This window comes from Vibrio sp. 1180_3, from assembly GCF_029478545.1.
GTDB lineage: Bacteria > Pseudomonadota > Gammaproteobacteria > Enterobacterales > Vibrionaceae > Vibrio > Vibrio aestuarianus.
This window is the reverse complement of the sequence record NZ_SJFM01000095.1, coordinates 1-2,425: the sequence shown is the minus strand read 5'-3', so window position 1 is coordinate 2,425 and position 2,425 is coordinate 1. Positions and strand designations below refer to the sequence as shown.

The window sequence follows — 2,425 nt, the reverse complement described above, 5'->3', positions numbered from 1 at the left end:
CTTCAAAACGATCAATCTCAGGTTGTTCAAGAATCCATTTCGACCAAGCCAACTTGCCGAAAACACGGAACAAATTCTCAATGAAATCGTAGTTTTGACCTTAAAAACTCATCAAACACATAACGCCTTGTTAAGGTGTGAGGCACGCAATACCGAAGCCTCTGCATACCAACTTAACCGCTAAACCTGACGCATAGCAAAAATGCCACGCGTGCCGAATCACTCTTGAACAATTTGTTATGTGCCTTTGCGAATAGAGCCCCAATACACTTTATGCCTGTCAGCCAAAGGAATGATTTTATATTTTTGAATACCAAGCAGGCACCCAACCCTTGAATGCCCCTCAACTAAATGAGGTATGCCAGATTTACCACCAAGAACATTTGCATCTAGAAATATCGGTGGAGTTAACCAAGTACCATGCTTTTTCCAATGATCGAGTACTTCCTCTCGGCAATCAATCACTGCCTCTCCGACATAGTTGAAATGCGCTGCATCTTCAGATACCTCCTCAAGAAAATCAGGAAATGAAGCATTGCTACCTATCTGCAAAAACTTCGTCGTATCAAAATCAACTAGCTCCCACTTTAGATCAGGAAGTGATAGATCACCGTAGAGAGCTAAAAAGCGACTGTTGGCATTATGATCAATATAAAACTGTTCAATCACAGAATCAGGCGCCCTAACCCCATGCAGCTTGAGTAAATCGATACTCTTATCTGTGCTATATGGATCTAGGGCAATTTTCGACAAGTCTTTATACTTCAATTTATTGCCTCAAAACTCTGGTGGCACATAACGCCCAATTAAGGTGTGAGCCACGCTACCAGGACACTCGACATGGATACCGGAAACACTAAACTCAACCCAAACCAAAAATGCCAAGCGTGGGGAATCACTCTTAAATTGTTTGTTAGGCATGTGGTTGCTCATTAAAAATTTGATCGTGATCTAGAAACTTTTCATTTGGATAACTACTACAGCAATACTCAAACAACTGCTGCTGTAATTTTTCTAAGTCTTTAATTGCCACGCCGCATTGGTTGTAAACACCATTTGTTGCCACACTCATTTCTTGAATAAGCGGTTCGTTTAAAAATGTATGGATAGTTGAACAATCTACATGGGGGGTCTTTTCTAGAATCGCTTTCTGAGCAGGCTGCAACTTATCTCTGTGAAGTCTAGATCGCTCATTAAAGTAAGAAACTGTACCAGAATATGCTTCATCAGCTATAGAAAGTTCCAAAAGGAACTTATACATTGAGCTTTGAATGAAGCTCAAATCGGAAAGTGTAAATGATTTTTTAATTTCAAATTCACTATACGATACTACTGAGCACCACCAGTTTGGCTTGTTTATATGTGGTTCGAGTAAGTTGTATTTAATATGTCTAAGTTGATTCAGCTTAACTGCTAGCAATAGAAGTGCAGACTGAAGATGTTCAATTCTAATTTTATCGATTTTCTTTTTCTCTTGTCGATCATGAAGCAAGAATGCTAGTAAAGCACCCGCCATAGCACCGGTGGCTGAATTAAAGAAACCAATCAAAAAGTCTACCGATTTTGGCACAACTTTATGTTCAATCACTAAACCCGAGAAATAGTAAAGATTAAGGATGAGAAGACCAAAAAATGCCCCCAAAATACAATCATAGTTTTTTTTCAACGTTTACCTCATTACTTTAGATATGACCGCCAAGCGTTGCGAATCCGTCTTAAATGCTTTGTTATGTAAATTCAGTCACATAAGCCAAAGTTACCATGAAAAACCAAGCCTGTACGACCGAAGAATTAGCCAAAACAAAAGAACCCAACCGTGTTCACGAATTTGCGAAGTCAGCAATGTTACAAACCAAGCCGCAACAAACGGTGGATACTGATTATCAGCGACTAAAAATGCCGTTAAGCCAAGGAAATTTAAAGAAAAAAACCATCAACAAAGACTGACTATCGTTAACCTTGCCCTTTCCACACTTTGAGCCTGCACAACCAACCACGAACCAACCCTGAAACTAAATGAGGCAACTCACAAATCTTGGCATGTTTTACGGCTAAATTAGGCAAAGAATCGGGACAGAAAAAACGAATTTTGCCGACGATACGGAACGATGGCTTAAGAGATCGCAAAAACAGAATAATACCAATTTTACCCGCTTTACATAACGCCAAATTAAGGTGTGAACAACGCTGACACCTTACCTAACGCATTGTGCCATAAACACTAAACCGACTTGAAGTGAGGGCGCCAAGCGTTGTGAATCACTCTTAAATTTCTTGTTAGGCAAATGTTTCGCCCGACTCCTTAGGGTTGGAGCCATATTCATTACTTCCTTCATTTCCGTCAGTTGCTGCGAATATGATAAGCACTATCAATCCAATTAATGGGATCAGCCCAATTAAAACCCACCACCCTGTGCGACCAATA

At 40.0% G+C, this 2,425-nt stretch carries 6 protein-coding genes; 2 read left to right on the top strand and 4 right to left on the bottom strand.

Going from position 1 to position 2,425, the window contains the following annotated elements; genetic code table 11:
* Positions 1-184 (top strand): hypothetical protein (locus EYW48_RS20865; RefSeq protein WP_277433013.1); only part of this gene is annotated, 184 nt, incomplete at its 5' end.
* A 53-nt stretch (positions 185-237) separates the two neighbouring features.
* Here EYW48_RS20865 and EYW48_RS20855 read toward each other — a convergent pair.
* The 3 genes from EYW48_RS20855 to EYW48_RS20845 are packed head-to-tail and all read right to left on the bottom strand — an operon-like array spanning position 238 to position 1,666.
* Positions 238-768, bottom strand: a complete 531-nt coding sequence (locus tag EYW48_RS20855) for a hypothetical protein (protein WP_277433010.1) — start codon at positions 766-768, stop codon at positions 238-240.
* Between the two features lie 9 nt (positions 769-777).
* Complete coding sequence (locus tag EYW48_RS22040; RefSeq protein WP_346780441.1) at positions 778-921, bottom strand: hypothetical protein; 144 nt, start codon at positions 919-921, stop codon at positions 778-780.
* Complete coding sequence (locus EYW48_RS20845; protein ID WP_277433008.1) at positions 914-1,666, bottom strand: hypothetical protein; 753 nt, start codon at positions 1,664-1,666, stop codon at positions 914-916. The genes EYW48_RS22040 and EYW48_RS20845 overlap by 8 nt, the downstream gene beginning before the upstream one ends.
* Positions 1,667-1,761: 95 nt before the next feature.
* Here EYW48_RS20845 and EYW48_RS20840 point away from each other — a divergent pair, with 95 nt between their 5' ends.
* Positions 1,762-1,947 (top strand): hypothetical protein, encoded by a 186-nt coding sequence (locus EYW48_RS20840; RefSeq protein ID WP_171981710.1) that lies wholly within the window; start codon positions 1,762-1,764, stop codon positions 1,945-1,947.
* 330 nt (positions 1,948-2,277) lie between these two features.
* Here the strand turns inward: EYW48_RS20840 and EYW48_RS20835 are convergent.
* Positions 2,278-2,425, bottom strand: a 148-nt coding sequence (locus EYW48_RS20835; protein WP_277433012.1) for a DUF805 domain-containing protein, incomplete at its 5' end; no start/stop codon positions are given.